The following is a 24,650-nucleotide window of genomic DNA, read 5'->3' on the forward strand; positions in this document are numbered from 1 at the left end:
CGCGCGGGATGGCGGTCAGTACTGCCGCGTGGGCAGCGCCTCGATGGCCTGCTCCTGGGTGAAGGTCGTCTCCTCGGTGATGATGCGTGGCTCGACGGTCTCGCCCGCGAGCACAGCCCGGGTGATCTCCATCAGCTGCGGGCCGAGCAGCGGCGAGCACTCGACGATGAAGTTGATCTTCCCGTCGGCCAGGGCCTGCATCCCGTCCTTGACCGCGTCGACCGTGACGATCTTGATGTCCTGGCCGGGCACCTTGCCGGCGGCCTCGATCGCCTCGATCGCACCCAGGCCCATGTCGTCGTTGTGCGCGTAGACCAGGTCGATGTCGGGGTTCTGCTGCAGGAACGCCTCCATGACCTTCTTGCCGCCGTCGCGCGTGAAGTCACCGGTCTGCGAGGCGATCACCGTGAAGTTGGACTTGCCCGCCAGCACCTCCTCGAACCCCTCCTTGCGGTCGATGGCCGGGGCGGAACCTGTGGTGCCCTGCAGCTCCACGATGTTCGTGGGCTCGGAGCCGAACTCGTCGACGACCCACTGCCCGGCCTTCTTGCCCTCCTCGACGAAGTCCGAGCCGAGGAACGTCACGTACAGCGACGTGTCCGCGGAGTCGACGGCACGGTCGGTGAGGATCACCGGGATGCCGGCGTCCTGGGCCTCCTTGAGCACCGTGTCCCAGCCGGTCTCCACCACGGGCGAGAAGGCGATCACGTCGACCTTCTGCTGGATGTAGGAGCGGATGGCCTTGATCTGGTTCTCCTGCTTCTGCTGCGCGTCGGAGAACTTCAGGTCGATGCCTGCCTCCTCGGCGGCGTCCTGGATCGACGTCGTGTTGGCGGTGCGCCACCCGCTCTCGGCACCGACCTGCGCGAAGCCCATCACGATCTGCTCGTCGCCGCCCCCGCCTTCGGTCGAGCCCGAACCGGAGTCCGAGTCGTTGGCGCAGGCCGTGAGCCCGAGGGCCAGGGCTGCTGCGGCGCCCGCCGCGAGGGCGCGCCGCGTGTTCCTGCTGACCATGCTTCTCCTCCTTGAGTCGCACCGGTGAGGGTCCGCTTCGACCCGGTTTCAATGTTAACGCTCACATTGTTCAACCGGGGCAATCAGGAGATAACGGATCGGTAACACCCGCAACGGCGCAGGTCCACGGGGAGCCCGCGGCCGAAAGGAGGCCCGCCGGCCTGCCGCTCTTGCTTGGATGGCGGGATGACAGCGGATCTGCTGAGTGCGATCGACCGGGTGAACCAGGCGCACCCCTGGTCGCACAACGACGCGTACTCCGCGTTGGTGATGCGTCATGCGAGGCGGGCGCGTCGCGAGGGCGGCGTCAGCGCGATCGATGTCGGGTGCGGCACCGGGAACCTGCTCCGTCGCCTCGCGCTGCTCTTCCCGCGCGTGGTGGGAATCGAGGCGGCCCCTGCGACCGCGGCACGTGCTGTCTCGGCGGTGAGCTCGATGCCCGCGGCGACAGTGGTCACCGGGACGTTCCCCGCCGACGCGGAGCGCTACGACTTCGTGTCGATGGTCGCCGTGCTGCACCATCTTCCGCTCAGCGAGGGGCTCGACGCCGCCCGCGCTGCCGTCGCCCCCGGTGGACGACTGGTGATCGTCGGGCTCTACCGGGAGGAGCGAACCGACACCCTGCTCTCGACCGTCTCGCTCGTGCTCAACCCGATCGTCGGCCTCGTGCGGCATCCCCGACGCGCCGCCGGGCAGCCCGAGAACATGACCGCACCGACCGCTCCGGCGTCCGACTCGTACCGGCAGATCAAGGAAGCGCTCCGTGCTGCTCTGCCAGGAGTCAGAGTCCGACGCGGCCTGTTCTGGCGCTACACCGCCGTCTGGCACGCGGATCGACAGCCGACCCGGCGCACATGACGGGGCGGGGTGCCGACCCGGCACCCCGCCCCGTCGTCCCGGCCTGCACAGGCCGCGTGCGTCAGCGGCCGGCGACCACCGGCTCGCCCTCGGTCGACGCCACCTTGGGAGTCGCCTTGACCGTCCGGTCGTCCGACGCGGTGGTGGCCCGGCGCTTGTTGTAGACGTCGAAGGCCACGGCCAGGAGCAGCACCAGGCCCTTGATCATCTGCTGGATCGACTGGTCGATCCCCATGAGCTGCATGCCGTTGGTCATGACGGCCATGACCAGACCACCGATCATGGCGCCGACCACGGTGCCGACGCCACCCGTCACGGCGGCGCCGCCGATGAAGCCGGCCGCGATCGCGTCGAGCTCGAACATCTGGCCCGCCGCGGGCTGTGCACCGTTGGACCGCGACGAGTACACGACGCCGGCCACCGAGGCCATGAAGCCCATGTTCGTCATGATCCAGAAGTTGACGCGCTTGACCTTCACGCCCGAGAGCTGGGCAGCGCTGAGGTTGCCGCCGATCGCGTAGACGTGCCGACCGAAGACCGTCCGGGTCGTCACCACGCTGTAGACCATGATCAGCACGCCCAGGATGATCAGCACGACGGGCAGGCCACGGCTGCGCGCGAGCTGGTAGGCGAACGCCATGACGACCGCGGCGACGGCCACGAGCCGGAGCACGAACAGCGGCAGGCTCTCGACCAGCTGCTGGTAGGCGATGCGTGCGCGGCGCGAGCGGTAGGCGCTGAACGCGAAGCCGCCCACCCCCAGGGCCGCTACGACGAGCGTGAACACGTCGTAGCCCTGACCGCCCAGGAACCCGTTGAGGAACCCGCCCGCGATGACCTTGTACGAGTCGGGGAACGGCGACAGCGAGATGTTGTCGAGCACCTGGAGCGTCATGCCGCGGAACAGCAGCATGCCGGCCAGCGTCACGATGAACGCGGGGATGCCCACGTACGCGACCCAGAAGCCCTGCCAGGCACCGACGACGACGCCCACGGCGAGCGCGGCGAGCACGCCGACCCACCACGGCTGGCCCTCGCGGATCACGAGCACCGCGGAGACGGCGCCTGTGAGCGCGACGACCGACCCCACGGAGAGGTCGATGTGGCCGCCGATGATGACGATGACCATGCCGATCGCGAGGATCAGGATGTACGAGTACTGCAGGACGATGTTGGTGAGGTTGCCCGGGCTGAGCAGCACCCCGTGGGTGAGCACCGTGAACAGGCCGACGATGGCCGCGAACGCGACGAAGATGCCGGACTGCCGCAGGTTCCGCGTGAAGATCTGCTGCAGGGATGCGAATGCGTTCATCGGACCTGGTCCCTCTCCTTGGTCATGAGCTCCATGAGGCTCTCCTGGGTGGCCTCGTCGCGGGGCAGCACACCGGTGATGCGCCCTGCGGAGAGCGTGTAGATGCGGTCGCAGATGCCGAGCAGCTCGGGCAGCTCGGAGGAGATGACGAGGACGGCCTTCCCCTCGTCCGCGAGGCGGTTGATGATCGTGTAGATCTCGTACTTGGCGCCGACGTCGATGCCGCGCGTGGGCTCGTCCAGGATCAGCACGTCCGGGTCCGTGTGGATCCACTTGCTGAGGACGACCTTCTGCTGGTTGCCGCCCGAGAGCTTGCCCGCGAGGGCCATGACCGTGGGCGTCTTGATGTTCATCGACCGGCGGTAGTCCTCGGCGACCTTGACCTCCTCGTTGCCGTTGACCCACCCGGCCTGCGAGAGCTTCTCGAGGCTCGCCGCCGAGATGTTCCGGCGGACGTCCTCGATGAGGTTGAGGCCGTACTTCTTGCGGTCCTCGGTCGCGTACGCGATGCCGTGCCCGATGGCCTCGCTCACGGTGCGGGTGCGGATCTCCTGGCCGCGCAGGTACACGCGTCCCGTGATGTTGCGGCCGTAGCTGCGACCGAACACGCTCATCGCCAGCTCGGTGCGGCCCGCTCCCATGAGCCCGGCGATGCCCACGATCTCGCCGGCCCGCACCGACAGCGTGGCGCCGTCGACCACGATCCGGCCCGGCTGGGTCGGGTGGTGCACGGTCCAGTCCTCGATCCGGAGCACCTCCTCGCCGGGGTGCGAGACGTGGTCGGGGAAGCGCTGGTCGAGGTCGCGCCCGACCATGGCCTTGATGATCCGTTCCTGCGTGACGTCGCCCGCGCGCATGTCGAGCGTCTCGATCGTGCGCCCGTCCCGGATGATCGTCGTGGAGTCCGCGATCGAGGCGATCTCGCCCAGCTTGTGGGAGATCATGATCGACGTGATGCCCTGCTCCTGGAGCTGGCGCAGCAGCCCGAGCAGGTGCTCCGAGTCGGAGTCGTTCAGCGCTGCGGTGGGCTCGTCGAGGATGAGGAGCTTGACGCGCTTCGACAGCGCCTTCGCGATCTCCACGAGCTGCTGCTTGCCGACCCCGAGCTGACCGACGGGCGTGACGGGGTTCTCGTCGAGGCCCACCCGCGCGAGCAGCTCAGCGGCCGCCGCGTTGGCGCGGTTCCAGTCGATGAACCCGCGCGACGAGTGCTCGTTGCCCAGGAAGATGTTCTCGGCGACCGACAGGAACGGCACGAGCGCCAGCTCCTGGTGGATGATGACGATCCCCTCGTCCTCGGAGTCGTTGATCGAGCCGAACTCGACCTTCTCCCCCTCGAACACGATGTCGCCGTCGTAGGTGCCCGCGGGATGCACCCCGGACAGGACCTTCATCAGGGTGGACTTCCCGGCTCCGTTCTCACCGCAGATCGCGTGGATCTCACCTCGCCTGACGTTCAGCGAGACGTCCTGCAGCGCCTTGACCCCGGGAAAGGTCTTGGTGATGGAATGCATCTCAAGAATGTGGTCGCTCATGCGGCCTCGACCGTCCTTGCTCGTGCGGGCTGGGGACCTCGCGGGACGGGATCGCCGGCACGTGCGTGCCGGCGACCCCGCCCTGCGGGTAGGACCTGGTCAGGCCTGGCCGCTCGCGACCTGCGCCTCGCTCCAGTAGCCCGAGTCGATGAGCAGCTTCTGGATGTTGCCGGCGTAGACGATGTCCGACTCGAGGAGGTACGACGGCACGATCTTGTTGCCGTTGTCGTACGTCTCGGTGTCGTTCGCCTCGGGGGTCCCGCCGTCGAGGAAGGACTGCGCGGCGGTCACGGCCTGCGCGGCGAGCTTGCGCGTGTCCTTGAAGATCGTCGCGAACTGCACGCCGTCGTTGATGAGCTTGACCGAGGCGATCTCGGCGTCCTGGCCGGTCACGATCGGCAGACCGGCGTCCATGCCCGGGCCGTAGCCCGCGTTCTGCAGCGCCGTGATGATGCCGCGCGAGATTCCGTCGTACGGCGAGAGCACGCCGTCGACCTTGGTGCCGTCGGAGTACGTGGAGGTGAGCAGGTCCTCCATGCGCTTCTGCGCGGTCTCCTGGAGCCAGCGCAACGTGGCGGCCTTCTCGATGTCCGTCTGGCCCGACTTCACGACGATCGTGCCCTTGTCCATGTAGGGCTTGAGCGTGTCGATCGCACCGTCCCAGAAGAACTTCGCGTTGTTGTCGTCGAGCGACCCGGCGAACAGCTCGACGTTGAACGGGCCGGTCGCGGTGCCGGCCGTCTTGCCGTCCTCCGCGAGCAGGCCGAGGCCCACCAGCAGCGACGTGGCCTGCTGGACGCCCACGTTGTAGTTGTCGAACGTCACGTAGAAGTCGACGTTGTCGGTGCCGTTGATCAGGCGGTCGTAGGCGATGACCGGGATGTTCTTCTTGGCTGCGGCCTCGAGCTGGTTGGCCAGCGCGGTGCCGTCGATCGACGCCACGATGAGCAGGTCGACGCCCTGGGTGATCATCTGGTCGATCTGCTGCTGCTGGGTCGGGATGTCGTCGTTGCCGAACTGCAGGTTGACCTCGTAACCGGCGTCCTTGAGGCCCTTCTCGACCGCCGCGCCGTCGGCGATCCAGCGCTCGGAGGTCTGGGTCGGCATCGCGACGCCGATGGTCGTGACGCCGTCGTCGGCCGGCGCGGAGGCGTCGTCGGTGGTCTCGCCACCCGCTCCGCCACCCGAGCACGCGGCCAGGCTGAGGGCGAGGGCTGCGCCGACCGCCGCGAACTTGAGGTTCTTCATGTCCGTCTCCTCTTTGAGAACGTGCTGATGACCTTCGTGCTGACCGGGGGGACCGGTCGTCCCGGTCTGACCGGGGGCTCGTCCTGTCGGAACGCCGGTGGCGGCCGACCGTCGTGCGGTGGGTGACGGGCGTCCTACCCGTGACCCGCGGTGCAGGGGGGTCCTGCATCCGATGCATTCGGCTCTTCATTGAGCACGTCACAACCATCGGGTGGTGCATTCATTTCGTCAAGCCAAGAGCGGGCGATCTCAGGTTGCAGATCAATAACGGCCCGCGACGTCACAAAGAATGTCGGTCAGCACAGACGCCCGGGCCTCGCAAGGAGGTCCGGGGCGTCTGCATTCTTCAATTGTCGAACGGTGGGACCGCCCGGCTCAGGGCATCAGATCCCCTGCGCCAGCCGGTAGTACGCCGCGTTCCAGCGGATCGCGTCCTTGAAGCCGCGCCGCGTGGTGTCCTTGTCGATCACCAGCAGCTCGGTGCGGGCGATCTCCGCGAAGTCCTCCCAGACCTCGAGGCCTACGGCCGTGGTGAGCACAGTGTGGTGCGCGGCACCGGCCGTCAGCCACGCCTCGGCCGACGTCGCGAAGTCGGGCTCGGGCACCCACACCGCGCGGGCGACCGGAAGGTTCGGCAGCTCCTCGTCGGGGGCCACGACGTCGACCACGTTCGCGGTGAGACGGAACCGGTCGCGCATGTCCGACAGCGCCACGACGACGCCCTTGCCCGGGTCGGTGTCGAAGACCAGACGGACCGGGTCCTCCTTGCCGCCGATGCCCAGGGGGTGGATCTCGAGCTTGGGCTTGGACGTGGTCAGCGTGGGGCAGATCTCGAGCATGTGCGCGCCGAGGATCTTCTCCGCGCCGGGCACCATGTTGTAGGTGTAGTCCTCCATGAGGGAGGCGCCGCCGGGCAGCCCCTCGCCCATGACCTTCGCGGCCCGGACCAGCAGCGCCGTCTTCCAGTCCCCCTCGGCGCCGAAGCCGTAGCCCTGCGCCATGAGGCGCTGCACGGCCAGGCCGGGCAGCTGGCGCAGCGCGCCCAGGTCCTCGAAGTTCGTGGTGAACGCCGTGGCGCCCAGCTCGCCGAGGAACGACAGCAGCGCGAGCTCCTGACGTGCGCCGTAGCGCAGCGACTCGTGGCGCTCGCCGCCCTTGCACAGCTCGGGGACGACGTCGTAGAGCTCCTCGTACTCGGCCACGAGCGCGTCGACGTCCGCGTCGGAGACCGCGTCGACGGCCTCCACGAGCTCGTTGACGGCCCACGTGTTCACCGAGACGCCGAACCGCAGCTCGGCCTCGGTCTTGTCGCCCTCGGTGACCGCGACGTTGCGCATGTTGTCGCCGAACCGCGCCAGGCGGGTGTCGTGCATCGTGGCCCAGCCCGCGGCGGCCCGCACCCAGGTGCCGATCGACTGCGCGACGGCCGGGTTCGAGTGGTGCCCCACGACGGTCTTGCGGGCCACGCCCAGGCGGGACTGGATGTACCCGAACTCGCGGTCGCCGTGCGCCGCCTGGTTGAGGTTCATGAAGTCCATGTCGATGCTGTCCCACGGCAGCTCGACGTTGGCCTGCGTGTGCAGGTGCAGCAGCGGCGTGCGCAGCGCGTCCAGGCCCGCGATCCACATCTTGGCGGGCGAGAACGTGTGCATCCACGCGATGACGCCGATGACCTTGTCGTCGCTGTTCGCGTCCAGCGCGGCGCGACGGATCGAGGCCGAGTCCTTCAGGACGGGCTTCCAGACGATGTTCACCGGCACGTCCGAGGACGCGTCGAGCGCCCGGGCGATCTCCTGCGACTGCTCGGCGACCTGGCGCAGCGTCTCCTCGCCGTACAGGTCCTGGCTGCCGGTGAGGAACCAGACCTCGCGGTCGGCGTACGGCTTGCTCATGCGGATGCTCCTGGGTCTCGTGGTGCGGGGTCGAGCTGGGGTGCGGGCGTCAGCGCCCGTAGACGTTCTGGTACCGGTCGTACAGCGAGTCGACGTGCTCCGGCGCGATGGGCAGCGGCTCACCGAGCTGGCGCGAGATGTGCACGGTGCGGGCGACCTCCTCGACCATGACGGCCGCCTTGACCGCCGCCTTGGCGTCCTTGCCGATCGTGAACGGTCCGTGGTTGCGCATCAGCACGGCCGGGCTGCGGGAGCCCTTGAGCGTCTCGACGATGCCCTGCCCGATCGAGTCGTCGCCGATCAGCGCGAACGGCCCGATGGGGATGTCCCCGCCGAACTCGTCGGCCATCATCGTCAGCACGCACGGCACCGGCTCCGCCCGCGCGGCCCACGCCGTGGCGTAGGTCGAGTGCGTGTGCACCACGCCGCCGACCTCGGGCATGTTCCGGTAGACGTAGGCGTGCGCCGCGGTGTCGGAGGACGGCGAGCGGTCGCCGTCCACCAGGTTCCCGTCGAGGTCGCACACGACCATCGACGCGGGCGTCAGCTCGTCGTACGTCACGCCCGAGGGCTTGATCACGAACAGGTCCGCGCCGGCGACGCGCTCGGAGACGTTGCCCGCGGTCCACACCACGAGCCCCCAGCGGGGCAGCTCGGCGTGCAGGGTCGCGACGACCTCACGGACGCGCGCGACCTCGGCCTGGACCTCGGCGGAGAACCCTGCGAGCCCCCTCACGCGTCGGCCCCCAGACGGTCGGCACGTGCCTCGCGGCGGATGCCCTTGAGCCGGTGCATGACCTCGTTCGCGCCGCGGCCGAAGTAGTCGTGCAGCAGCGTGTACTCGGCGAACAGGGCGTCGTAGCGCTGCGCGTTCTCCTCGATCGGCGTGTACGCCGCGACCGTGCGCTTGCCCATGGTCTTCGCGGCTGTGCGCACGTCGGGGTACGCGCCGGCGGCGACGGCCGCGTGGATAGCGGAGCCGAGCGCGGGCCCCTGGTCCGAGGCGATCGTGCTGAGCGGCAGGCGCGTCACGTCGGCGTAGATCTGCATGAGCAGCGCGTTCTTGAGCAGGCCGCCCGCGACGACGAGCTCGGTGACGGGGACGCCCGAGGTGGTGAACGCCTCGACGATGGTGCGGGTGCCGAAGGCCGTGGCCTCGAGCAGCGCGCGGTACGTGTCCTCGGGCCGGGTCGCGAGCGTCTGCCCGACGACGATGCCCGAGAGCTCGTGGTCGACGAGCACCGAGCGGTTGCCCGAGTGCCAGTCGAGCGCGACGAGCCCGTGCTCGCCGATCTGCTGCTCGGCGGCGAGCTCGGTGAGGTGCTGGTGCACGGAGATCCCGCGCTCGGCAGCGGCCGAGACGTAGGCCGGCGGCACGCCGTTGTCGACGAACCAGCCGAAGATGTCGCCGACGCCGCTCTGGCCGGCCTCGTAGCCCCACAGCCCGTCGACGATGCCGCCGTCGACGACCCCGCACATGCCCGGGACCTCGTGCAGCTCGTCGCCGTTCATGACGTGGCACGTCGAGGTGCCCATGATCGCGACCATCTGGCCGGGCTCGACGGCGTTCGCGGCGGGGGCCGTGACGTGCGCGTCGACGTTGCCCACGGCCACGGCGATGCCCTCGGGCAGCCCGGTCCAGGCGGCGGCCTCGGCGGTGAGGCGGCCCGCACTCGCGCCGAGCTGGCCGATGTGGTGCTCGACCTTGTCGGCCACGAAGCCCGCGAAGTCGGGGTTCAGTGCGGCGAGGAAGTCCTCGCTCGGGTACTGGCCGTCCTGGTAGATGCCCTTGTAGCCCGCTGTGCAGGCGTTGCGCTCGTAGCGACCACCCAGCTGCCAGACGATCCAGTCCGCGGCCTCGACCCAGTGCTCGATCGCGTCGTAGACCTCGCGGTCCTCCTCGAGGATCTGCAGCCCCTTGGCGAACTCCCACTCGGACGAGATGAGACCGCCGTAGCGGTTGATCCAGGACTCGCCGCGCTCGTGCGCGAGGGCGTTGATGCGGTCGGCGTGCGACTGCGCGGCGTGGTGCTTCCACAGCTTGACGTAGGCGTGCGGCCGGTCCGCGAACGCGGGCAGCTCGCACAGCGGCGTGCCGTCGGCCGTGGTGGGGACCATCGTGCACGCGGTGAAGTCGGTGCCGATGCCGATCACGTCGTTCACGTCGATGCCGTGCTCGGCCTGCGCGGCCGCGATCGCGGCGGGCACTGCCGTCTTGAGCACGTCGACGTAGTCGGCGGGGACCTGCAGGGCCCACTCGGGCGGCAGGGCCACCGGGCGGCCGGCCTCGGCTGCGGGACCTGCCGTGAGGGTCTGGTCCATGACCGCGTGGGGGTACGCGTGCACACCGGTCCCGAGCTCGGCGCCGTCGCTCACCCGCACGACCACCGCCCGGCCCGAGAGGGTTCCGTAGTCCACGCCCACCACGAGGGCTCGCTGGGGATCCACCGCCATCGTCGTCCGTCCTTGTCCGCTCGGGCTTCGGCGCCTGGGAACGATGGTCTGCGACTGGAAGGCCGCTGACGTCCGCCGGGCATCGTGGCCACCAGCGGACGCCGGCGGCCGAACCAATGTTAACGCTAACATGGGGGCGCGCGTCAACCGCGCCCGCGCCCCGGCCGCAACCCTCAGACGCGCGAGCTGGACCGGACCACGAGCTGCGCGGCGATCGTGTGCCGCGTGACCTGCCGACCCTCGAGGGCCGCCGTCAGCGCCTCCATCGTCAGGCGCCCCAGCGCCACGAAGTCCTGGCGCACGGTCGTGAGCGGCGGGATGAAGTACGCCGACCCCGTCGCGTCGTCGAAGCCCACCACGGCGACGTCACCCGGGACCCGCAGGCCACCCTCCCAGAACGCCCGCAGCAGTCCGAGTGCGAGCTGGTCGTTCGCCGCGAAGACCGCCGACGGCGCCCCCTCGCGGACCATCGCCCGCCCCACCGCGTAGCCCCGCTCCGCCGTCCAGTCCGCCTCGACCGGCGCCGGCGCCACGACACCCCGCGCCGCACACTCGGCGCGCCACCCCGTGAGCCGGTCGCGCGCGTCGAACCAGTCGGACGGCCCCGCGACGTGGACCACCTCGGAGTGCCCCGCGTCGATGAGGTGCCGGGTGGCCTGCCGCGCCCCGTCCAGCTGGTCGACCGAGACGGTGTGCAGGTGCGCTGCCTCGGGCTGGGCCGCCGAGCTGATCATCACCACGGGCACCGGCGCGTCGAAGTCCTCGACCGCCCGCATCACCTCGACCTGCGGCGCGATGATGACGATGCCCTCCACGCCCTGCCCCATGAAGTGCTCGAGCGTGCGGTGCATCGTCCCCGCGTCGAACTGGCTGATCGTCGCGACGCTCACGAAGTAGCCGCCGTCGCGCGCGGCCTCCTCGAGCCCCACGAGCGTGCTCGTCGGCCCGTACAGCATCGACCCTGTCGTCACCACGCCGATGGTTCCCGACCGTCGCGTCACGAGCGCCCGCGCGGCGCTGTTGCGCCGGTACCCGAGCTCGCCGATCGCCGCGAGGACACGCTCGCGCGTCTCCGGGCGCACGCTCGGGTGGTCGTTGAGCACGCGGGAGACGGTCTGGTGCGAGACGCCCGCGACCTGAGCGACGTCGCTCATCGCCGGCGGGCGCCGGCTCCCCGCGTCGTTGCCCACCGGGCTCAGCCCGCGTACTCGGCGCCGAGCTCGCGCGAACGGTCCCGCGCAGCCTCGGCCGCCGCGACGATCCCGGCACGCACGCCGTGCGCGTCGAGCTCGCGCACCGCGGCCACCGTCGTGCCGCCCGGTGAGGACACGCGCTCCCGCAGCACCACCGGGTGCTCGCCGCGCTCCTGCGCGAGCGTCGCCGCGCCCTGCACCGTGCCCACCGCGAGGGTCGTCGCGAGCTCGCGCGTCAGGCCGAGCAGCACGCCCGCCTCGGCCATCGCGTCGATCAGGTAGAACGCGTACGCCGGGCCCGACCCCGAGATGGCCGTGACGGCGTCGAGGTCCTTCTCGGGCACCTCGACCACGACGCCCGTCGCGGAGAGGATGTGCCGCGTGAGCGCCAGGTGGTCGGCGTCGGCGTGCGTCCCGGGCGAGATCGCGCTGACCCCGCGCCCGACGACGGCGGGGGTGTTCGGCATGACCCGCACGACGGGCGTGCCCTCGGGCAGCCTGCTCTCGTAGAAGCTGATCGGCAGGCCCGCCGCGATGCTCACCACGAGCGTGCCCGGGCGCAGCGACGGCGAGACCTCGGCCAGGACGTCGGCCACCACGTTCGGCTTGACCGCGATCACCAGCACGTCGGCCCGCTTCGCGACCTTGGCGTTCGCGTCGCACGACCGCACGCCGTACCGCTCCGCGAGCTCGTTGGCCCGCACCGCGTAGAGCTCGGTCACGTCGACGTCCTCGGGCGACCACCCGGCCTGCAGCAGCGCCGAGACGACGGTCTCGCCCATGACCCCGCCGCCGAGCACAGCCACCTGCGGACGGCCCTCGTCCGTCGTCCCGTCAGACATCGTCAGCCTTCCTCACCGCACCGCGGCACCGGGCGGTGCCACCCGACGAGCGTAGCCACCTGCACAGCGACGTCCACGCACGCCTCACGCGGTGCGACGGCTCTCACGCGGTGCGACGGCTCTCATGCGGTGCGACGGCGCAGCGTCGTCGCACCCACGACCACCGCCGCCACGACGAAACCCGCGATCACCAGCACGTCGCCCCGCACGTCGACGAACGTCGCCCCCGCGGCGAGCTGCTGGAGGGCGTCGATGCCGTAGGTGAGCGGCAGCACCCGCGAGATCGCCTCGAGCACAGCGGGCATCTGGTCGCGCGGCATCAGCAGACCGCACGTGATGAGCTGGGGGAAGATGATGAGCGGCATCATCTGCACGGCCTGGAACTCGGTGCGGGCCGCCGCCGACGCCGCCAGCCCGAGCGTCGAGCCGAGCACCGCGTCGAGCACAGCCACGAGCACCACGACCCACAGCGACCCCGCGACCTGCATGCCGAGCAGACCCACCGTCACGGCCGTCAGCACCAGCCCCTGCACCACGGCCAGCAGCCCGAAGGCCAGCGCGTAGCCGGCCACGAGGTCACCACGGCCGAGCGGCGACGCCATGAGCCGTTCGAGCGTGCCCGACGTCCGCTCGCGCAGCGTCGCCACGCTCGTGACCAGGAACATCACGATCAGCGGGAACAGCCCGAGCAGCAGCGGCCCGAACTGGTCGAGCACGTCCGTGCCCTCGAACATCCAGGCGACGAGCCACAGCAGCACGCACGGCAGCACCATGATCAGCGCCACCGTGCGCGGGTCGTGGCGGATCTGGGCCAGCACGCGGCGCGCCGTGGCCGCCGTCAGGCGAACGCTCATCGGAGGCCACCTCCTGGTTCGCCGTCGGACCTCTCGACCAGAGCCAGGAACGCCCGGTCCGCATCCGGAGCACCCGTGCGCGCCAGCAGCCCCGGCAGGGAGTCGTCGGCCACGACGCGCCCCCCGCGCAGCAGCAGCAGGCGGTCGCACCGCGTGGCCTCGTCCATCACGTGGCTCGACACCAGCAGCGTCGTCCCCCGGTCCCGCAGCCTGCCGAACAGGTCCCACAGGTCACGCCGCAGCACCGGGTCGAGCCCGACGGTGGGCTCGTCGAGCACCAGCAGCTCCGGGGAGCCGAGCAGCGCGGCCGCGAGCGACACCCGCGAGCGCTGACCGCCCGAGAGCGTGTCGACGCGGCGGGACGCACAGTCCGTCAGGTCCACCTCGGTCAGCACCCGGCCCACGTCGGAGGCCGGCGCCCCGACCACCGTGGCCAGGTACCGCAGGTTCTCGGTCACCGTGAGGTCGCCGTACACGCTGGGCGCCTGCGTCACGTACCCGACGCGTCGTCGCAGGTCGGGGCTGCCCGCCGGGCGTCCCAGCACCTCGACCGTGCCCGACGTGACGACCTGCACGCCGACCACCGCGCGCAGCAGCGTCGACTTCCCGCTGCCGCTCGGGCCGAGCACACCGACCACCGCACCGACCGGGACCGTCAGGTCCACGCCGTCGAGGGCGACGGTCCCCCGTCTGCCACCACGGACCACCCGGAGCCCGGTCGTCTGCACAGCGACGTCCGCCGCGGGGTCCAGGTCCGTCACAGGACGAACACTGGCCCCGCGGCGGACGCCGTGCAAGGGACCCTCGGTTCCTCAGGTCAGGCCGAGGCACCCGACGTGCTGGTGCCTTCCGGGCTGTCCGCGCGGTCGGTGCTGTCCGGCGCCGACCGGCGCTCGCGGGTCGACCCGTCGTCCGGCGAGGACCGATCGCCCTGCGTCGCCTGGTCGTCGGGCGCCGCCTGGTCGTCGGGCGTCGCCTGCTCATCGGGGGTGGCGTCGCCCTCCGGGGCGGGCGCGGTACCGCGCTCGTCGGCGCCCGGGGCACCGTCGCGACCATGCTGCCGCTGCTCGCCACCCGGCACCCGGTCCCCACTCATCCCTGCCGGGTCGCGCGGGCCGTCACCCAGATCGGCGGCGTGCCCCACGAGCACCCCGCCGGCGAACAGCACCACGGCCGCCACCGCCGAGGCCAGCACGGTCAGCACCGTGTGCGAGCGCCGCGGGGGTGTCGACGCAGGCGCGGCCGCGGGCGACGCTGCGGCCGGGACGGCCTGCGGAGCGTTCTGCGGCTCGCGCGGGTCCTGGGGCTCCTGCGGGTTCTGCGTGTTCTCCATGCCGTCTCCTTTCCTGCACGTGGCTCGTGCGTACGGACGGCCCGGGCGGCACCCGTTGTTCGCGGTCTCGCTCACCCCGAGCCGTACCACGATCCTCACGGCTCGACCTGAGCCGATCGCAGGTCTCCCCTGTGGCTCGCCTGTGAGCCGTGGTGGACGAGGGGGCGCCCACCACGGCTCACGGTCCGACCGGCGACGAGTCCGGGAGGTCAGCTTCCCGGCGGGACACCGAACCCTGCTCCGCCGCCCGGAGGGGCACCGCCCGGGAACGTCCCGCCGCCGGGCACCTGGCCCGCTCCGGGCCGCTCGTCGGTCGATCCGCCCAGACCCGAGAGGCCCGTGCTGGTGCTCGACGCGTCGTCCGAGACGAGCTGCTGCGTCAGGTCCGCGAGGACGACCTCGTCGCCCTCCGCGAGGCCCGAGGCGATCTCGGTGAGCTCGGCGCCCACGGCTCCGCGCTCGACCTCGACATCCGTGGCCACGCCGTCCTCGAGCCGCTGCACCGTGACGGTCGAGCCGTCGAGGTGCACGGCCGAGCTCGGCACCGTGAGCACCGCGTCCCCGCCCGCGACGGTGATCCGCACCTGCGCCGACGAGCCGTCGTAGAGCTGCACGTCGGTCGGGTCGACCGCGAGCGCGACCGTGTACGAGGGCGTGGAGGTGCTCGACGCGTCGAGGATCCCGATGCTCGTGACGGTCGCCGTCAGCTTCTGGTCGGTGGCCGCGACCTGCACGTCCGCGTCCTGGCCGACCTCGACGATGTCGATCGAGCCGATCGGCACCGTGGTGGTCACGAGGTACCCCGTGGCGCCGATCACTGTGATCGTGGCGGTGGTCGACGACGCGGTGACGGTGTCGCCCGCCGCGATCGCGACGGCCGCGACGGTGCCGGCGATCGGGCTCGTGAGGTCGACGAACGCGAGCCTGCTCTGGGCGAGCGTCACGTTCGCCTCCGCCAGCTCGATCGCCGCGCGGTCCGCGAGGATCGTCGCGGCCGAGGCCACGCTCGTCGTCGCGCCCGCACCGGCCGGCGTCCCGGAGGATCCGGTGCCCGCCGCCGCGGCGCCCGACGATCCTGCGCCTGATGTGCCGCCTGTCCCTCCGGCGCTGCCCGTCGTGCCGCTGCCGGTCGTGCCACTACCGGTCGAACCGCTGCCCGTCGCGCCACTGCCTGTCGAACCCCCGGTCGATCCGCCGGTCGACCCGGAGCCGCCCGTGCCGCCCGTGCCCCCGGTGCCCCCGGTGCCCCCGGTGCCGGACGCCGCGTCAGCGGCGACCGCGGCCCGCAGCGCGGTCACCGCGTCGTCGAGCTCGGTCGCGCGCTGGAGCAGCGCGGACTGCGCGGTCGAGACGTCGGTCTGGGTCGCGAGCGTCCCGGTGATCGCCGCCTGGCAGTCCGCGAGCGCCTGGGTCACGGCGTCCACGGCTGCGGTGCCGGTCGTGCTGCTGGTGCCCGTCGTCGCCGCGTCCGTCGCGGTCACGCCGATCGAGACGGCGTCGGTCGAGGTGGCGTCGCTCGACGTGGTGGGTGCGGCGCTGGGTGCCGCCGTGGGACCGGACGTCGCGGTCGGCGAGCTGGTCGGGTCCGTCCCGGCGGTGCCGCCGGTGTCGTCGTCCGCGAGATCGTCGTCCACCACCGCGAGGAAGGCCCGGCACGCCGCCTGGGACGTGCCCACGGCTGTGGTGCTGGTCGCGAGAGCGGTCGACGCCGTGTCGTACCGGGTCAGCAGAGCCGTCTGCGCCGCCACCACCGCGGCCTGGGCCTGCGTGACCGCCGCGGACGTGGCCGTTCCGGGGACGCCCGCGCTCGGGGCAGCGGTGGTCGTCGCTGCGGGCGTGGGCCCGCTCGTCGACCCGGTGCCGGTGGCCACGACCGACGTGCTCGCGGTCGTGGCACTCGCGAAGACCGATGCCGATGTGCTCGTCGTCGTGGCCGCGCTCGCCGTCGACGTGCTCGTGGCCGACGAGCTGGACGAGGAGCTGGACGAGGAGCTGGTCTGCGAGTCGAGGTCGTCCTCGAGCTGCTGCTCCGCGTCGGCGAGCTGTGACTCGGCCTCGTCGATCGCGTCCTGGAGCGACTGCGGGTCGAGCGAGGCGAGGACCTGGCCCGCCGTGACGGTGTCGCCGACCGCCACCGCGACGCTCGCGACGGTGCCTGCGGTCGAGAACGACGCCGCGGACGACGCGGCGGAGGAGACCGTGCCGACCGCGTCGATGGTCTGCGAGACCGAGCCGAGGGCCGCTGTCGCGGTGCGGTACCGGCCCGAGTCGCTGCCGCCGACGGCCAGCGCGACGCCGCCACCCGCGCCGACCACGACGATCGCCGCAGCCGTCCAGATCGCGACCGCCCGACGACCGCCCCACGCCCCACGGGCCACGCGACCGCGCGGACGTCGCGCACGTCGGGGCTCACGCATCGCCGGACCCCTTCGTGCTGGTCTGGCCGTCGTCGCCGCGGGGCCCGCCGGGACCGCCGCCCATCATGCCGCCGAAGCCGCTCGTGCAGCCGTCGTCGCCGGGGTCGGAGACCGTGATCGACGTCGCCGCGACCTGCCCGCTCGAGTCGGCCTCGCCGCGTGCTGTCGCGCACAGCCCGACGACCGCAGCGGTGCTGTCCGCGGCGCTCGTGGTCGTGTAGGTGGTCGCGTCATCGACCGTGACCGTCGCCGTGGCGGCGGTGCCGTCCTGCGTGGTGGTCGTGAGCGTGAGCGTCGTGCCGTCGACCGCGGTCACGAGACCGCTGGTGGCACCGCCGAAGCCGCCGCCCGGGGCACCCTGCCCGCCCGTCCCGCCGGTCGGCATGCCCGAAGGCACGTCGGTGGGCATGCCGCCGGGCATGTCCGTCGGCATCCCGGACGGCATGTCGGTCGGCGCGCCGTCCGGACGCCCGGCCCCGTCACCGCCGGGTGCGCCGCCGCCCATCCCGCCCATCCCGCCGAAGCCGGACGTGCACTCCCCGTCGACCGCGGCGGTGACCTGCACGGACGTCGCGACGCTCGTCACCGCGTCGGACGGGTCGCCCGCGGTGAACGCGACGACGCACGATCCGACCGCCACGTCCGCGAGCGAGCCGGTCGCGATGCGGCTGAAGGTGGTCGCGTCGGTCCAGGTCACGGCGGTCTGACCGTCGTCGCCCTGCACCTGCATGAGCGCCCCGGAGACGTAGGCGATCTCGCCGGTCGTCCCGCCGCCGCCCTGCATGCCGCCGCCCGGCATGCCACCGGCACCCTGCTGCGGCTGATCGCCCGCCGGGGTCGCCGCCGCGCTGGTGGCGGTGCCGGCCGAGTCGCCCGAGCAGCCGGCGAGCAGGAAGGTGAGGACGATCGGCGCGACGAGGAGCGCGCGCGGACGGGTCGAGGTCATGAGGATCTCCTGAGGTCGTGGACGGTGGTGCGCGCGCACCGGGTAGGGGTCGTGCGTGGGCGGGTCCTCATTCGGACCTCAGGGCGTCGATCGGGGCGAGCCGGGCGGCGCGGGTGGCCGGGTACACGCCGAAGACCAGGCCGATGACCATCGCGACGACGACCGAGCCGACCACCGCCGGGTACGAGACCACGATCGACGTGTCGAGCAGCCCGGGCAGCCCGCGCGCGGCGAGGATGCCCAGCAGCGCACCGATCAGCCCCCCGGCGAGGCCGAGGATCGTGGCCTCGACCAGGAACTGTCGCCGGATCGCCCACGGCGGGGCGCCGAGGGCCTTGCGCAGCCCGATCTCGCGGGTCCGCTCGGTGACCGAGACGAGCATGATGTTCATGACGCCGATCCCCCCGACGAGCAGCGACAGGCCGGCGATGCCGGTCAGCAGCACCGTGAGCGTGCGGTAGACGGCTGTCGCGGTCGACACGAGCGAGTCCTGCGAGTCGATCGTGAAGTCCGCAGAGTCCACGTCGGTGATCCCGTGCAGGTTGAGCAGCAGGTTCGTGGCCTCCTGGTAGGCGGCCGAGAGCTGGTCGGTCGAGGCGGCCTGCACGTAGATGGTCGAGATCGCGTTGCGCGACGATCCGCCCACGAGCTGCTCGGCCGCGACCGACAGGGGCACGACAGCGAGGTCGTCGAGGTTGGCGTCTCCGCTCGATCCGGCCGAGGCGAGCACGCCGACCACAGTCAGCTGGATGTCCGAGATCGTGACCGTCTGGCCCACCACCCGGGTCGTGCCGAAGAGCTCCTCGGCCGTCTCCGAGCCGAGCACCACGACCGGCGCACGGTTGGCCTCGTCCTCGTCGGTGAAGAACACCCCGACGGCGACCTCCCGGGAGCGGACCTCGGCCCACGACGTGGTCGTCCCGGTCACCGTCGTCGTCCAGTTGGTGTCGTTCGCCTCGAGGGCCAGCGACGTGGACTTCTCGGCCGCGACCGCGCCGACGTCGGGCGTGTTCACGCTCGACGCGAGCGCCTCGGCGTCCGCACGGGTGAGCGTCGCGCTCGAGCCGAAGCCCCCGCGCATCCCGTCGGAGTCGGTGCTGCTGCCGGGCGTGACGATCAGCAGGTTCGACCCGAGCGAGCTGATCTGCGCGCTCACGTCCTGCTGCGTCCCGAGCCCGAGCCCGACCGTGAGGATCACTGCAGCGATGCCGATGAGGATCCCGAGCACGGTGAGTGCCGAGCGCATGGTGTGCGCCCGGACCGCGGCCCAGCCCGTGCGCAGGGTCTCGGTCCAGCTCACCGGGGGTTCACCTCGTCAGTGTGGATGAGACCGTCACGCACCCAGACGATGCGGTGCGCCCGCCGGGCGACCTCGAGCTCGTGGGTGATGAGCACGATCGTGCGCCCCTGCCCGTGCAGCTCGTCGAACAGGCCGAGCACGTCGTTGGTCGACGTGGAGTCGAGGTTGCCGGTGGGCTCGTCCGCGAGCAGCAGCGCGGGTTCGCCGACGAGGGCGCGCGCGACCGCGACGCGCTGCTGCTGGCCGCCCGAGAGCTCACCGGGCTTGTTCGCCAGCCGGTCGCCGAGCCCCACGCGTTCGAGCGCGGCCGCGGCCAGCTCCTTGCGCTGCGCCCCGGGGACCTGGCGGTACATGAGCGGCAGCTCGACGTTGCGCCAGGCCTGGAGCGACGCGAGGAGGTGGAACTGCTGGAACACGAACCCGATGCGCCGGTTGCGGATCTCCGCGAGCTCGACCTCGTCGAGCTCCGAGACGTCCTCACCGGCGAGCCGGTACGCGCCGCGGGTCACGGTGTCGAGGCAGCCCACGATGTTCATGAGCGTCGACTTGCCCGATCCGGACGGTCCCATGATCGCCACGTACTCGCCCTGCTCGATGCGCAGGTCGATGCCCCGCAGGGCCTCGAACTCGATGCTGCCGGTGCGGTAGGTCTTGGTGACGCCCTCGAGCTCGATGACGGGTGCGTCGTCCCGCTCGGCCGTCGTCGGCGCCCCGAACGGCAGGGTCTGCGTCTCGTCGAGGTGGTCAGCCATTGCCGCCACCGCCCATCTGCCCGCCGCCCGGCATCTGGCCGCCCTCCGGCATCTGGAAGCCGTCGGGCGGCTGGAACCCGTCGGGCATCTGCCGGTCCTGCGTCTGGTCGGAGCCGTCGTCGCCGTTCCCGCCGCCCGCCTGGAAGACGGTCAGCACGACCTCGTCACCCTCGGCGATCCCCGAGAGGATCTCGATGACGTCGCCGGAGGTCTCGCCCGTCTCGACGGGCACGGTGACCTCGTTGCCGTCGGCGTCGAGCTGGGTCACGACTGTCGCACCGTCGACGGTCGTCACGGCCAGGCTCGGCACGGTCAGCACGTCGGTGCGGCGCTCGTAGATGATCGAGACGTCCATCGAGACGCCGTCGTGCAGGTCGTCGGGGTCGCCGGTCACCGTGACGACCACGGGGTAGGCCGCGACGCCGGACGTGCTCGTGGAGATCAGGCCGATCTCGCTCACGACCCCGTACACGGTCCCGGTCATGTCGTCCGAGGTCATCTCGACCTGGTTCCCCACGGCGATGAGCGCGACGTCGGTCTCGTCGACGGTGACGTCGACGTCCCACGAGTCGGTGCCGATGATGACGAACTGCGCGGTTGACGCTGTCGAGCTCGTGCCGCCGCTCATGCCGCCCGCGCCCGCGCCGACGCCAGACGACGATCCCGAGCCGGTGACGCTCTGCCCGACCTCGAGGGACACGCTCGTGAGGAGCCCGGCCACCGGCGCGACGAGCGTCGCGTCGTCCATGTTCTCCTGCGCGGTGTCGACGCCTGCCTGCGCGACGTCCACCTGCGCCTTCGCCGCGGCGATCTGCGCGTCGGACGTGGTGGTGCCGTCGTCGTCGTCCTCCGCGTCGGACAGCTTGGCCTCGGCCTTCGCGAGCGACGCCTTGGCCTCGAGCAGGTCGGCGTTGAGGGTGAGGGTGTCGACGGTCGCGAGCGGCTGGCCCGCGGTGACCACCTGGCCCGCGGCGACGAGCACCGACGTGACGGTGCCGCTGACCTCGAAGCTCACGTCCTCCTGGACCGTGGGGGTGAGCGTGCCGGTCGCGGTGACCGACTTCTCGAGCGTGCTCAGGCTCGCCGCGACGGTCTGCGTCGTCGAGACCGGCTGCGCTGCTGCGTCGTCCCCGTCACGGAGCCAGAACCACCACGCGGCAGCGCCGGCGACGGCCACCACGACCATCCCGGCGACCACCCAGGTCACCGGGCGACTCCTTCTCCAGCGCTGCTGCATGATCTCCCTCACGACGACGGCTGCGTCTTCCGAAGCGAAATCTAGGAACAGCCGCTGGACCCGCCCCAGCAGCAACCTGTGCACCACCTATGAGCGCGCCGGGCCGGCCCCTGTCCTTTTGGGGCCTTTCGTGCACAATTGCCCGATGGAGAAGAACCTGACGACCGGCACCACGTCCCCGACGGCCGAGGCCGTCCTCCCGAGCCCCGCGCTCGTCGACGCCCTGCGCGGGGTCGTCCGCGGCGCCGTCGTGACACCCGCTGACCTCGACTGGGACGCGGCCCGCGCCGCATGGAACGTCGCGATCGACCAGCACCCCCTGGCGGTCGTGCACCCGCTCGACGTCGCCGATGTCGAGGCCGTCGTACGGGTCGCGGCGCAGCAGGGCGTCCCGGTCAGCGCGCAGCCGCGCGGGCACGGCGCGACGGCCGCGCTCGACGGCACCATCCTGGTCCGCACGCACGTCTTCGACGACGTCGCCGTCGACACGGCCGCCCGCACCGCCCGGGTCGGCGCCGGGGTGCTGTGGGGGCGTCTGCTCAGCGCGCTCGACGGCACGGGTCTCGTCGCCCTCGCCGGGTCCAACGCCCACGTCAGCGTCGCGGGCCTGACCCTCAACGGTGGCCTGTCCTGGTTCGGACGGGCGTTCGGCACGTCCGCCTCGGCGCTGCGCGCGATCGACCTCGTGACCCCCGACGGCCACGTGCGCACGGTCGACGCCGATCACGACCCGGACCTGTTCTGGGCGCTGCGCGGAGGTGGCGGCGACTTCGGCATCGTGACCGCTGTCGAGATCGACCTGTTCGAGGCTCCGGCGATCACGGGTGGACGGCTCGTCTTCCCGGGGACCCATGCGCGCGAGGTCCTGGCGGCCTGGGCGGAGCTGACCCGGACCGCGCCCGACGAGCTCACCACCTGGACGGCCCTGCTGAGCTTCCCGGACGCCCCGTTCCTGCCCGAGGAGATCCGCGGGCAGAGCTTCGTGACGGTCGACGCGGTGCTGGTCGGCACGCCCGACGAGTCCGCCCGCCTGCTGGCCCCCGTCCGCGCCGCGGCTCCGCTCATCCGGGACACGACCCGTCCGCTGCCGCCGAGCGAGCTCGGGACGGTCGCCGAGGAGCCCGAGGAGGCCATGCCTGCCCTGTCGCTCGGCCAACCGCTGTCCCGCCTCGACGCCGCCGTGCTCGACCACCTGGTCGCGACGGCCGGCCCGGGCAGCGACACCCCGCTGATGCTCGTCCAGATCCGCCACCTCGGCGGCGCCCTGCAGACCGGCGACACAGCAGCCGGAGCCGGGATGCGGGTCGACGCCCCCTACGTGGCCATGTCCGTCGGTGCCGTACCGACACCGGCGCTGGCTGCTCCGGTGGCCCAGGCGCTGACCGCGCTGGTCGACGGCTTCGGTGACGCCCGCACCACCGGCTCGGTGCTGACGTTCCTCAACGCGGGCCAGAGCGTGACGGACGCCTACGACCCGGCCACCGTCGCCCGCCTGCGGGACGTCAAGCTCGCGGTCGACCCCGCCGGGACGATCCGCAGCAACTACCCCGTCCTCGACTGACCCTCGCCCCCGGGTCAGACCGCCCGCAGCAACCCGTCCTGCACGAGCCCCCGGACCGCGGGCAGCACGTCTGCGGCGACATCCTGCGCGGGGACCTCGAGGAGCGCGCCGAGCGCACCGACGATCTGCCCGACCGTGAGCTCGCCGTCGCACGCCCCGACGAGCCCGGCGAGGGCGGTCCCTGCGCGCACCGTCCGCCCGAACCCGCCGCCCTGCCGGAGCAGCACCACGCTCGGGTCCGTCTCGCCCGGGGTCAGGTACCGCTCCTCTGTGACGTCGCCGGCCACGACCAGCCGCTCGTGCGCCAGGTCGGCGTCGCTGCGCACGGCGAGCCAGTCGTGCGCGGCGAGGCTCGCCTCGATGGTGGCACCGAGGGGCTGCTGGACGGTCCCCGTGACCTCTTCGATGCGTCGCAGCGTCGCGGTGCCCGAGATGGGCCTGCGCAGCGTGATGATCCCGAACCCGATCGCCTCGACGTCGCGTGACGCGAAGTCGTCGAGCCACGCGGCGTACCGCTCGGCCCACGCGGCACGGTCACGGTCAGGTGTCGTGCCGCCGTCGCGGATCCACGTCTCGGCGTACTGCGCCGGGTCCTGGAGCTCGCGCTGCACCACCCAGCCGTCGAGCCCGGACTCCTCGACCCACCGGCCGACGCGCTCGGACCAGTCCTCCCCGCGCCGCACCTCCCAGTTCCCCAGCAGCTGCGCGACGCCGCCCGGCGCCAGCACCGAACCCACCCCGGTCACGAGGTCACGGACGATCGCGTCGCCCGCGCGCCCTCCGTCGCGGTACTCGTACAGCGGCACCTGCGTGCCACCGCGGGGCGTGATCACGAACGGGGGGTTCGAGACCACCAGGTCGAACCCCGCCTCTCCCGGACCCTGGACGGGCTCGAGCATCGATCCCTCACGCAGCTCGAGCCGATCGGGCCCGATCCCCGCGAGGTCGGCGTTGAACCGAGCGAACGCGAGCGCCCGACGCGAGATGTCGGTGCCGACCACGGTGCGCGCGTGCCGGCTGGCGTGCAGCGCCTGGATGCCGCACCCGGTCCCGAGGTCGAGCACGCGCTCGCGCCACCCCCGCACCGTCACCTGGGCCAGCGTCGTCGACGCGCCCCCCACGCCGAGCACGTGGTCGGTCCGCAGCGGCGCACCCGTCGCCAGCTCCCCGAGGTCGGAGGCGATCCACCAGTCCACCGCCCCCGCCAACGCTGCCGATGCCGACGACGACGACGCATCCGGCATCCCGGAGCTGCCCGGGCCGCCGACGTCCAGACCGTCGACCACCTCGTACGGCCGCAGATCGACCCGTGCCCGCACGGGGTCGCTGCGCTGCGCTCCTCCCGCCTCCACCAACCCCAGCCGTTCGGCGCCGTCGACGCCCAGCGTCGCGAGCGCGTGATCCGCCTGCCCGCGCGTGACCTCGACCCCGAGCACGAACAGCCGCACGAGCGTGGCGCGCGGGTCGTCGACCGCCTGGGTCGCGCGCAGCGCCGGAACAGCCTCTTCGCGATGGAGGGCGGCAGACGCCACCGGCCCCAGCAGCTCACCGACGCCGTCGACGGTGAATCCCGCGCCGGCGAGGTCCTCCCGCAGAGAGCCCATGAGGTCGACGTCCGGACGGGGCGTATCGATGGCGGTCACGCCCCATTCTCGCGCGCCCCGCTCCGGCCCACGCCACCCGACAGCGCCGACACCCTCCGGCGCACACCTGGTATGAGAGATCTCACGCCCGGGCCGGAGATCACACGACGAGTGACGACGGGCACTTCCCTGGGGAAACAGAAAGAGCCATCCCCGAAGGGATGGCTCTTTCTGAATGATGTTCCGGCGGCGACCTACTCTCCCACACCCTGGCGAGTGCAGTACCATCGGCGCTGAAGGGCTTAGCTTCCGGGTTCGG

At 71.9% G+C, this 24,650-nt stretch carries 20 protein-coding genes; 2 read left to right on the forward strand and 18 right to left on the reverse strand.

Translation table 11 applies throughout. The annotated features are described in order from the left end of the window. Positions 1 to 15: 15 nt before the first annotated feature. Positions 16 to 1,014: an ABC transporter substrate-binding protein gene (locus ACGIF2_RS13610; RefSeq protein ID WP_396047472.1), complete on the reverse strand. Its 999-nt coding sequence runs from the start codon at positions 1,012 to 1,014 to the stop codon at positions 16 to 18. 186 nt (positions 1,015 to 1,200) lie between these two features. Here ACGIF2_RS13610 and ACGIF2_RS13615 point away from each other — a divergent pair, with 186 nt between their 5' ends. Continuing rightward, complete coding sequence (locus ACGIF2_RS13615) at positions 1,201 to 1,872, forward strand: class I SAM-dependent methyltransferase (protein ID WP_396047474.1); 672 nt, start codon at positions 1,201 to 1,203, stop codon at positions 1,870 to 1,872. Between the two features lie 61 nt (positions 1,873 to 1,933). Here ACGIF2_RS13615 and mmsB read toward each other — a convergent pair whose 3' ends face one another. From mmsB to ACGIF2_RS13695, 16 genes are all read right to left on the reverse strand, one after another. Beyond that, positions 1,934 to 3,184, reverse strand: coding sequence for a multiple monosaccharide ABC transporter permease (gene mmsB, locus ACGIF2_RS13620; protein WP_396047476.1), 1,251 nt, complete (start codon positions 3,182 to 3,184; stop codon positions 1,934 to 1,936). Continuing rightward, positions 3,181 to 4,719, reverse strand: coding sequence for a multiple monosaccharide ABC transporter ATP-binding protein (gene mmsA / locus ACGIF2_RS13625; protein ID WP_396047478.1), 1,539 nt, complete (start codon positions 4,717 to 4,719; stop codon positions 3,181 to 3,183). The genes mmsB and mmsA overlap by 4 nt, the downstream gene beginning before the upstream one ends. A gap of 99 nt (positions 4,720 to 4,818) precedes the next feature. Further along, on the reverse strand, positions 4,819 to 5,967 hold the full coding sequence (gene chvE / locus ACGIF2_RS13630) for a multiple monosaccharide ABC transporter substrate-binding protein (protein ID WP_396047480.1): 1,149 nt from the start codon (positions 5,965 to 5,967) through the stop codon (positions 4,819 to 4,821). A 383-nt stretch (positions 5,968 to 6,350) separates the two neighbouring features. Further along, a complete protein-coding gene (gene araA, locus ACGIF2_RS13635; protein WP_396047482.1) occupies positions 6,351 to 7,859 on the reverse strand; it encodes an L-arabinose isomerase in 1,509 nt (502 codons plus the stop codon). A gap of 49 nt (positions 7,860 to 7,908) precedes the next feature. Next, entirely contained in the window at positions 7,909 to 8,595 is a 687-nt protein-coding gene (locus ACGIF2_RS13640) for an L-ribulose-5-phosphate 4-epimerase (RefSeq protein ID WP_396047484.1), read from the reverse strand. Next, positions 8,592 to 10,313 carry a ribulokinase gene (araB, locus tag ACGIF2_RS13645; protein ID WP_396047486.1) on the reverse strand — a complete coding sequence of 574 codons (1,722 nt, stop codon included), beginning with the start codon at positions 10,311 to 10,313 and terminating at the stop codon, positions 8,592 to 8,594. Before araB ends, ACGIF2_RS13640 begins: the two co-directional genes overlap by 4 nt. Positions 10,314 to 10,486: 173 nt before the next feature. After that, the gene (locus ACGIF2_RS13650) at positions 10,487 to 11,467 is read right to left on the reverse strand and encodes a LacI family DNA-binding transcriptional regulator (RefSeq protein WP_396047488.1); all 981 of its coding nucleotides are present in this window, start codon (positions 11,465 to 11,467) and stop codon (positions 10,487 to 10,489) included. Positions 11,468 to 11,508: 41 nt separating this feature from the next. Next, the gene (gene proC / locus ACGIF2_RS13655) at positions 11,509 to 12,348 is read right to left on the reverse strand and encodes a pyrroline-5-carboxylate reductase (protein WP_396047490.1); all 840 of its coding nucleotides are present in this window, start codon (positions 12,346 to 12,348) and stop codon (positions 11,509 to 11,511) included. 122 nt (positions 12,349 to 12,470) lie between these two features. Next, complete coding sequence (locus ACGIF2_RS13660; RefSeq protein WP_396047492.1) at positions 12,471 to 13,202, reverse strand: ABC transporter permease; 732 nt, start codon at positions 13,200 to 13,202, stop codon at positions 12,471 to 12,473. Then, a complete protein-coding gene (locus tag ACGIF2_RS13665) occupies positions 13,199 to 13,963 on the reverse strand; it encodes an ABC transporter ATP-binding protein (protein ID WP_396047494.1) in 765 nt (254 codons plus the stop codon). Before ACGIF2_RS13665 ends, ACGIF2_RS13660 begins: the two co-directional genes overlap by 4 nt. A 56-nt stretch (positions 13,964 to 14,019) precedes the next feature. Further along, the gene (locus tag ACGIF2_RS13670; RefSeq protein WP_396047496.1) at positions 14,020 to 14,535 is read right to left on the reverse strand and encodes a hypothetical protein; all 516 of its coding nucleotides are present in this window, start codon (positions 14,533 to 14,535) and stop codon (positions 14,020 to 14,022) included. Positions 14,536 to 14,744: 209 nt separating this feature from the next. Continuing rightward, positions 14,745 to 16,952 carry a biotin/lipoyl-binding protein gene (locus tag ACGIF2_RS13675; protein ID WP_396047498.1) on the reverse strand — a complete coding sequence of 736 codons (2,208 nt, stop codon included), beginning with the start codon at positions 16,950 to 16,952 and terminating at the stop codon, positions 14,745 to 14,747. Continuing rightward, on the reverse strand, positions 16,945 to 17,898 hold the full coding sequence (locus tag ACGIF2_RS13680; RefSeq protein WP_396047500.1) for a hypothetical protein: 954 nt from the start codon (positions 17,896 to 17,898) through the stop codon (positions 16,945 to 16,947). Before ACGIF2_RS13680 ends, ACGIF2_RS13675 begins: the two co-directional genes overlap by 8 nt. Before the next feature lie 67 nt (positions 17,899 to 17,965). Continuing rightward, positions 17,966 to 19,198: an ABC transporter permease gene (locus ACGIF2_RS13685; RefSeq protein WP_396047502.1), complete on the reverse strand. Its 1,233-nt coding sequence runs from the start codon at positions 19,196 to 19,198 to the stop codon at positions 17,966 to 17,968. Continuing rightward, a complete protein-coding gene (locus tag ACGIF2_RS13690) occupies positions 19,195 to 19,950 on the reverse strand; it encodes an ABC transporter ATP-binding protein (protein ID WP_396047504.1) in 756 nt (251 codons plus the stop codon). The genes ACGIF2_RS13685 and ACGIF2_RS13690 overlap by 4 nt, the downstream gene beginning before the upstream one ends. Then, positions 19,943 to 21,157, reverse strand: a complete 1,215-nt coding sequence (locus ACGIF2_RS13695) for an efflux RND transporter periplasmic adaptor subunit (RefSeq protein ID WP_396047506.1) — start codon at positions 21,155 to 21,157, stop codon at positions 19,943 to 19,945. The genes ACGIF2_RS13690 and ACGIF2_RS13695 overlap by 8 nt, the downstream gene beginning before the upstream one ends. 175 nt (positions 21,158 to 21,332) lie before the next feature. Here ACGIF2_RS13695 and ACGIF2_RS13700 point away from each other — a divergent pair, with 175 nt between their 5' ends. Next, a complete protein-coding gene (locus ACGIF2_RS13700) occupies positions 21,333 to 22,748 on the forward strand; it encodes an FAD-binding oxidoreductase (RefSeq protein WP_396047508.1) in 1,416 nt (471 codons plus the stop codon). Positions 22,749 to 22,762: 14 nt separating this feature from the next. Here ACGIF2_RS13700 and ACGIF2_RS13705 read toward each other — a convergent pair whose 3' ends face one another. Further along, on the reverse strand, positions 22,763 to 24,382 hold the full coding sequence (locus ACGIF2_RS13705) for a methyltransferase (protein ID WP_396047518.1): 1,620 nt from the start codon (positions 24,380 to 24,382) through the stop codon (positions 22,763 to 22,765). Positions 24,383 to 24,650: the final 268 nt, after the last annotated feature.

The organism is Cellulomonas sp. P22 (assembly GCF_044392165.1).

Coding starts and splice junctions, on each gene's coding strand:
- araA (WP_396047482.1), bottom strand. CDS start 7,859: ATGAGCAAGCCGTACGCCGACCGCGAGGTCTGGTTCCTCACCGGCAGC.
- ACGIF2_RS13610 (WP_396047472.1), bottom strand. CDS start 1,014: ATGGTCAGCAGGAACACGCGGCGCGCCCTCGCGGCGGGCGCCGCAGCA.
- proC (WP_396047490.1), bottom strand. CDS start 12,348: ATGTCTGACGGGACGACGGACGAGGGCCGTCCGCAGGTGGCTGTGCTC.
- araB (WP_396047486.1), bottom strand. CDS start 10,313: ATGGCGGTGGATCCCCAGCGAGCCCTCGTGGTGGGCGTGGACTACGGA.
- ACGIF2_RS13670 (WP_396047496.1), bottom strand. CDS start 14,535: ATGGAGAACACGCAGAACCCGCAGGAGCCCCAGGACCCGCGCGAGCCG.
- ACGIF2_RS13690 (WP_396047504.1), bottom strand. CDS start 19,950: ATGGCTGACCACCTCGACGAGACGCAGACCCTGCCGTTCGGGGCGCCG.
- ACGIF2_RS13650 (WP_396047488.1), bottom strand. CDS start 11,467: ATGAGCGACGTCGCTCAGGTCGCGGGCGTCTCGCACCAGACCGTCTCC.
- ACGIF2_RS13660 (WP_396047492.1), bottom strand. CDS start 13,202: ATGAGCGTTCGCCTGACGGCGGCCACGGCGCGCCGCGTGCTGGCCCAG.
- chvE (WP_396047480.1), bottom strand. CDS start 5,967: ATGAAGAACCTCAAGTTCGCGGCGGTCGGCGCAGCCCTCGCCCTCAGC.
- ACGIF2_RS13680 (WP_396047500.1), bottom strand. CDS start 17,898: ATGACCTCGACCCGTCCGCGCGCGCTCCTCGTCGCGCCGATCGTCCTC.
- mmsA (WP_396047478.1), bottom strand. CDS start 4,719: ATGAGCGACCACATTCTTGAGATGCATTCCATCACCAAGACCTTTCCC.
- ACGIF2_RS13675 (WP_396047498.1), bottom strand. CDS start 16,952: ATGCGTGAGCCCCGACGTGCGCGACGTCCGCGCGGTCGCGTGGCCCGT.
- ACGIF2_RS13700 (WP_396047508.1), top strand. CDS start 21,333: ATGGAGAAGAACCTGACGACCGGCACCACGTCCCCGACGGCCGAGGCC.
- ACGIF2_RS13615 (WP_396047474.1), top strand. CDS start 1,201: ATGACAGCGGATCTGCTGAGTGCGATCGACCGGGTGAACCAGGCGCAC.
- mmsB (WP_396047476.1), bottom strand. CDS start 3,184: ATGAACGCATTCGCATCCCTGCAGCAGATCTTCACGCGGAACCTGCGG.